Raw genomic sequence first — 7,405 nt, 5'->3', positions numbered from 1 at the left:
CGCGTCATTTGTTTTCTCACCGGATGGTCTTGGATTTTACATTCTTTATCTCTATCACATCTTTAAAAAAATGGTATAAGTTGACCTGCAAATGCCTAGCTCTGATGAGTTGATAGCGATTGTCGAACGCATTCTCAATGGCAGCCGAGATGAGTCAGAAGTTGCCCAACTGCGGCAGTGGCTCCAAGTCAGTGGCACTACGCTGCAATTCGTCTCTCAGGATGGCAAGTTCAATACGAATATTGGGCAGGTGCAGGGGGGCGAGATTCACATTGGCGATCGCATTTACCAAGTTGACGTTGAAGCACTCCGGGAATTCCTCCAACCGACGACTCCTTTGCCCAACATTGACTGGCACGCTGTCAGTCAAGCGATGCTGGAGGAGCAACTGCGGCTCACCACCAACCCGCTAACCAGTGGCGAGGGGATTAGCTATCGAACCGAGCAGGTGTATGTGCCCTTGGGATTGGTGGAGCGCAAGCGGCAGACTCGGCGAGGGGAGGATGTGTCTCCAGAGCAGGGTTCATTGCTGTACGAAGAAACAGAGATTACCCAGCGCTTTGAACACGAGCAGTTTCTCGAACAGGTATTGCGGCAGGGGCAAAGTCCCAAGAGTCGGGGGAAGCGCCTTGCCATCATTGGGGAACCGGGAGCTGGAAAGACGACGCTGTTGCAGCAGATTGCCCAATGGGTGAGTGAGCAGGGAGAGAGTGTGATCGCGATTTGGGTGTCGCTGGCAGATTTGCGGGGGCAAGAACTAGAAGCGTATTTGTTGGAACGATGGCTGCAAGCGGTTGCCCGGAAGCTGGGGCAAGCGGAAGCCTCTGGACAAGTTAAGGATGCCTTTGTTGCCCAGTTTCAGCAGGGGCGAGTGTGGCTGTTGCTGGATGGGGTGGATGAAATGCAGGTGTCATCCGGCAATCCATTGGGAGAGATGGAGCGACAGTTGCGGATGGGAGGATTGCTCTCACAGGCGCGAATTGTGTTGAGTTGTCGGTTGAATCTGTGGGATGGCCACAATGCGCTCGTCGATACGTTTGATACCTATCGCACGCTGGAGTTTTCTTATCCGCAGCAGGTGGAGCGGTTTATTGGGCAGTGGTTTGGGGCGTTGCCAGAAGGGCAGGGGGTGCAGGCGAAACGGTTGTGTGCGGCGCTGAAGGTATCGGGAAAGGAACGGATTCGGGATTTGATGAAGAATCCGCTGCGGCTGATGCTGCTGTGTTTCAACTGGTATCTAGGGGAGGGAACGCTGCCAGAGACGAAGGCGGGACTGTATGAGCAGTTTGTGGCGGATTTTTATGAGTGGAAGCGAGAGCATTTTTCGACGACGGTGAAGCAGCAGAGGCAGTTGAATGCAGCGTTAGGGGAATTGGCGCGGGAGGCGATTGATAAGGAAGCAACACGATTTCGGCTGCGGCATGAGTTTGTGTGTGAGTTTTTGGGTGAACCGGATGAACCTGATTCGTTGTTTGGGTTGGCGTTGCGGTTGGGATGGTTGAATAAGGTGGGGGTGGAGGCAGAGAATCCTAGGAAGGGGGTGTATGCGTTTTTCCATCCGACTTTTCAGGAGTATTTTGCTGCACTGGCGATTGAGGATTGGCACTTTTTCCTGAATCATATTCCTGAGAATCCCAGTCATCTAGATGCGAATTATCGGATTTTTGAATTCCAATGGAAGGAAGTAATTTTGCTGTGGTTAGGCAGATGTAATCTATCCAAAAAGGAAAAAGAGGCATTCGTATGGGCAATCACAACTTTTGACGAGGGATGTGAGGACTTTTATTGGGAGCAAGCAATTTGCTTGGCAGCAGCAGGGCTCGTAGAATTTAATGAATGTCAGTGGGCTGATGAAATTGTGTCACTGATCGTGGGAAAAGCTTTTGGTTACTTCGATGTAAACCAACAGACTTGGCAGAAGGGTTTTGCTAGTCCCTTTAAAGAGCCATTCATCACTGCATTGCAAGAAACAGATCGCCAACGGTTAATCATTACTTTAAGCAATCTACTTAATCTTAATCTAGAAGATAGAGAATCTCTTTGTGACATTGCAGTTTACTTATTGCAAATTTCACCTAGTAATTCAAAGGCTATTGAGGCTTTAAATAAAATACTGGATTCTAGTACAGCGGAAGATTTTGCTAAACTTGACTACGAACCACCAGATTTTACTGGGGAGAAAGCAGCTTTTTGGTTGTTAAGTAATCAACCAAACCTGACTAACTCAAAAGCTATCAAAATATTGCTTAAAGTACAACACATGAGTTGGGATACATGGCAACGTTTACAAGCTAGAGATCAGAAGGCACTAAAACAATTACTAGACGTTAGCAAGTCACAGCACATTAAACGGGAAGCAGCAGATAAATACAGCTCTAGCCTTCCAAATCTTGGTAAAGATGAAATAACTGCAATAGTTGAACGATTGAAAAGTAAACTTAATTTTCTTGAACAGTGGACAAGTTGGAGTAGAAGGTTCGATCCTCACAATCAGAAATTCTCAGAGTCATTCTCTTCAGAGATGCATTTTATTAGTAATGATCTGGCTAAACTAGAGTTGGAAGTGGATTTCGCTCATTCAGGTGCTATTAATTTTCTGATGGAATTAGCTAATGACAATAAAATCAGGTTAGATAATGATACTCTTTACTGGAAAATCTTAATGATTCTTGGGAAAATTGGTGCTAATGACCAAGAAGTTATTCACTATTTGATTGAAGTTGCAAACCAAGGAGAGGATTTAGAACGTTTTTGGGCTGTTAGAGCTTTAAGAGAAAGCCTGCGAGGAGTTCTGCTGACTACAATAGTACAAGGATTGAAAAGATATCTTCAAAATCCACTTGAAGAAAATGTTTCCCCTCAATTCCCGCTTATTTGCTATGAAATAATTTGGCTCTCCTCTCAAAAAATACCATACCCAGACTTCTACAAAGCTTGGCATACTTAGTTTGGCAAAATCATAGCTCCTCTCCCGATAAATCTCATTCCAAGTAACGTAAGTGCGATCGCCAATGTGAATATCCTGTCCTTGACCAATACAGACGTTATATTTGCCCCGTAAATCTTGGTTGCGATCGGTCATGGCAACTCGAAGCGAGTCAACATCAATCGCCGTCTGCATTTCCGATGCAATCCGCTCAATGATGGGTTTAACTGCTCAGAACTCATCATTACTTAATGTTTGGCGGCAATCGCACTCTTTCGATTGCTCTAATATACTTCCGCAAAAAATGATTTAGAAGCGCTATGCTTTGTAGATTGAAGCATCCCTACGTGTTGCGATCATTTATTATATGTTGCCACTCCTGTTGAATACGCTTCAGTTCTCTTACTGCACCGAGACTTTGAAGGATATTGCAGGCACAAGCATAGTAAATTTGCGCTAAGTCCATGTTGTGAAGGAATTGTTCAAGTCGGGCTAGATGATAGTTCGTTAGCGCTATGTGTTTCATCATGTGGCAATTATTAACGATTTCGAGAGCTTCTTGTAAAGTTTCCCTTGCAATTTCTAGATTGCCAGCATTAATTTCAGCCTCTCCCAACTTGACTAATATCTCACCAATTATTGGAAGAAAAGTAGTATTAGCCAGTTCAGACTCTCCATGTTCAGTTATAAAATCACGATACATTTGCCGTTGAAATTCCAATAGTTTGCGCTGTATATTAGCACTCAAAGCTGCGCTCTGTCGCTTGTTATCCGCTAGAAACTCTGGAAAGTCAAATCCTGTTAACTCTGATGGATTTGGGTAGAGACGTTTGTACTCTGCTTTTGAGTTGAAACTCATCTCATCCAAAATGTCCCCTTCTCGAAAATTACTAATAAGCTCTAATTGGAGATTGCAAAGCTTAACATTAGTTTCATCACTTTGTGTTTGGGCAATTGGGATGGCATTTTTAAAATGCTGTTCAGCTTCTTCTAAATCACCGAATTCAATGCTTATCTCCCCAATGAGGATTAAGCAGGATGCTTTTTCCCCCTCTTCAATAAATGGCAAAAGCTTCTCGCACATGACTTTTAACAACGTCCAGTGTCCTCCCCGTTTGAGATGATCCCTTAATTTCCAAAATCGGTGAAAGGCTTCATCGTAATCAACTATCTGATAAGCAAATGATTTTGTTTGAAAAAAGTCGCGAATTAGGGGATGCAGGCGATAGGTTCCGGGGTTTGTTCGTTGCAACAGGTGCAGATTGAGCAACTCACTGTCGCGGGTTTCTTCCAGAGTCTCCGAGTCTTGGTCAGCCAAGCACTTCTCTACCAGCCACCAGGGAATCGGGGCAGCGGCAAACAGACTTAGCAAATACCCGAGCGGTTTCGCGCTTTCTGACAAGATTTCCCAACTCAACTCAAACGCTGCCGCAACCCCCAATTGCGCCGTCATATCTGCATCCGTTTGACACAATGCCCTTGTTGCTAATCGCTTCTGTTGCAACCGTTGTAGCATTGTTGCCAACAACAAATCGGGTTTGCGAACAAGATACCGTCCTACCAATTCCAGTCCTAACGGCAAGTAGCCCAACTGAGCGCAAAGCTGCTGGGCGCAGTCTCGCTCCATCTGAACCCTATCGCCCCCGACCAGTGACTCCAACAGTTCCAGTGCGGCTGATTCATCCAGCACTTCCAGTTCCAACTGCTTGACAGACGCACCCAACCGCAGACGGGTAGTAATCAGCACCTTGAAGTGAGATGCAGTTGAGGGCGGTAAATAGGGTTTAATCGCGGCGTAGTCTGTAACATCATCGAACACCAGCAGCACTTCCCCAGATTGCCAGTGTCGCCAGCAAAACGTCACCTGCTCTAATAATTCCAAGTCTTCGGATGGATTGAGGTCCAGGAGCGAGCGTCCAAACTGCACAATCTGAGTTCCCACATCCCCGCCTCTTGCCGAGAGCCAGCAAATCCCTGCCGGATAAATGGGCTGGTATTTCAGCGCATATTGTAATGCCAGTTCCGTCTTGCCGACACCACCCATCCCGGCGATCGCAGAAACGGCAACGCGATGACTCTGTTGCAACATCTGATGGAGTTGCGACATAACCTCATCCCGACCAATAAACTCCACCACGCCACTGTAGGGAAGGTTTGCAGGAATTCCAACTGGTTTTGGGTGTTGCTTTTGAACAACCTCGATTAGGGCTTGAATGGCTTCATCATTCCAAGTGACGTAAGTGCGATCGCCAATGTGAATATCCTTACCCTGACCAATATTGACAATTGACTTCCCAAGTTGAAGGGTAATCTTCTCTCCACATTCATGAGCCTGCCGCAAAACTTCAATTGCTTCGTCTATCTTGACTTCTGCAATCAAGTTTTCAACAATATTCTTTAGCTCATCAGAGGTAGACATTAGCTACTCCTTATTGCCACGAGCAGTTATTTGTTATAAACATCACCTATGTGGAAATTGCTGGCTTCATTAATATTAGTAATAAACTTCCCATGTTGATTTATAACATCAGCAATTTTATTAATTTTTTGTGTGGCTTCCGGCTTAACCTCATCCCATCCTTTACCCGGTAGACCTTTACCACCCCGCAGCTTGGCAATCACAAAATCTCCTCCTGTTATATCAAATTGAGGAGTTTGTTCTTTATTCAGCTTTATGGCACTTTCAGGTACTGCTCTGCCCACATGATTCATTAAATTAGAAACGCGAACTTCCGTTTCACCTGGCTTATTGCCTGCACCTTGCAAAGCTTCCAGAAAATGATAAGTGTAGATACTGAGTGAGTCATCTTTTATCCAAGATTTTTGCTCACCTTCGGAAGAGGTAAAAACAACTCTACCTTTACCTTGTTTCAATTCCTCCATCAAACCTTTAGAAGGAGCAACTCGGATAAAATCATCAAATTCTTCATCAAGTTCCAAATCAGCTTCTTTAGAAGTTGCCATACCTGCGGCATGACAACTATCAATGACAACTAACAAACGTTCAGCTTTAATTTCTCGCAATGCCTCAGTGAAGGTTTCTGCTGCTAGTGCAGAACTAGCAATTTTAGTCGGCTTAATATCATTTTGTAGTAAATAATAACGGTTAGTGTTTTTATCTACCCAGCCATGACCCGAGTAGTAAATAAATATAGTTGCATTAGGGTCAGTTCCAGCCTGTTCTTTTAACCAATTTAATCCCTCCAAAATACCTGACTTCGTTGCATCTTGGTTATTCAGAACTCGAATATGCTCTTTGTCATCTATATAAGTACACAGTTCGGGGTCAATTAAAGCAGCATAAATTGCCTGAGTATCTTTTACAGTTACTGGCAGAGACAATTTACTATAAGCTGACTCTCCCACACCAATTAACAGTGCATATCCGTGATTAAATTTCTCGTTCATTTCTATTTTCTCCATCAAATACATTGGTTCCGAGCAAGCTAATTTTTTATTCTTCGTAGCGACTAACGCGAAAAATTACATAGTTGTAAGGTAGCATTTCATATCTATCTGCTTGATGCACGATTGCATCTAGATCCGGTTTGTAAACCCACCGCTTCCAATCAATTGTTATTTCATCAGGTATCTGTGCCGCAATATAATTACCCTCGGCTAGACGACACCCCATCGCGGAATCTTCAAAATCCAAGCCAAGGTAAAATTTCTGGACGGCGACATTTTCATGACGCTGTGCTAATAATTTCACAACTCCCAAGGTGATTTCTGTAAAAGGTGCGATCGCAGGCTGGGCTGTTGTCAATAGTTTGAGTCCACTTTGAAACGGTGAAGATTCTAAAGCTGCTAATATTGCCTGGTCTTCATCATTTTTAACATTCACGGTCGAGCATTCAAAGGCTACTCCTTGAGAACCGACGTTCAACCCAAAAAACACGGGGTAGCCGGCAATACCCGCCGACTGTCCCTCTTGTACCCGATAGGTTTGGCTGAAGCTGACTGACTCTTGCGTCTCGGCTACCTGGTTTCTGGCTGCAAAAGTTATCATGACATTGTGTGTACCTCCGCCGGGATACTTTTCAATGTGCAGGCGATCGAGGCGAATGTTGATGCGACTATTTTTGAGAGTGTAATCCGGTTCAATTGCACTAGGATGTTGGATGAGTAGAGGTTCGATCGAACCAGACTGGCGGGGGGCTATGTAGCCAAATTTGTGGGTTGCGTGCATCCAAGGCTGGTCTTGGACTAAGTTCAAAAACTCCAAAATCCCTTTTTCACCTTGTTCCAGATTAGTATCGGCTGCAACAATACTCTGCACATCGGGGTCTTTCATCTGTTCCAGCTTTACAGCTATCCATTCCGGGTCTTCGGATTCACCGATAACCTTAATATCATCGAATACACTACTCACTACTTTCCTATCTTCCGTATGAAGTATAAATATTTACTAACACGAATTCCTGTATCAGGGTGCTTATATGTCATGTTAGCAGACAAAACGTAGTATGTGTAATAATC

At 44.6% G+C, this 7,405-nt stretch carries 4 protein-coding genes and 1 pseudogene; 1 reads left to right on the top strand and 4 read right to left on the bottom strand.

Annotated elements, in window-relative coordinates; genetic code table 11:
- Positions 1-91 precede the first annotated feature (91 nt).
- A complete protein-coding gene (locus QUA53_RS18620) occupies positions 92-2,947 on the top strand; it encodes an NACHT domain-containing protein (protein WP_333099088.1) in 2,856 nt (951 codons plus the stop codon).
- A 45-nt stretch (positions 2,948-2,992) separates the two neighbouring features.
- Here QUA53_RS18620 and QUA53_RS29280 read toward each other — a convergent pair.
- The 4 genes and pseudogenes from QUA53_RS29280 to QUA53_RS18605 all read right to left on the bottom strand — a co-directional run.
- Positions 2,993-3,142: pseudogene (locus QUA53_RS29280) on the bottom strand (hypothetical protein); the annotation flags it as partial.
- Between the two features lie 127 nt (positions 3,143-3,269).
- Entirely contained in the window at positions 3,270-5,345 is a 2,076-nt protein-coding gene (locus QUA53_RS18615) for an NB-ARC domain-containing protein (protein ID WP_333099087.1), read from the bottom strand.
- Between the two features lie 26 nt (positions 5,346-5,371).
- Positions 5,372-6,334: a caspase family protein gene (locus QUA53_RS18610; protein ID WP_333099086.1), complete on the bottom strand. Its 963-nt coding sequence runs from the start codon at positions 6,332-6,334 to the stop codon at positions 5,372-5,374.
- 46 nt (positions 6,335-6,380) lie between these two features.
- Positions 6,381-7,298 (bottom strand): hypothetical protein, encoded by a 918-nt coding sequence (locus QUA53_RS18605; RefSeq protein WP_333099084.1) that lies wholly within the window; start codon positions 7,296-7,298, stop codon positions 6,381-6,383.
- Positions 7,299-7,405: the final 107 nt, after the last annotated feature.

This window comes from Microcoleus sp. Pol12B3, from assembly GCF_036701355.1.
Taxonomy (GTDB): Bacteria; Cyanobacteriota; Cyanobacteriia; order Cyanobacteriales; family Microcoleaceae; genus Microcoleus.
Note: the sequence above shows the minus strand (reverse complement) of the source record. Positions and strands in the feature narration are given on the sequence as shown.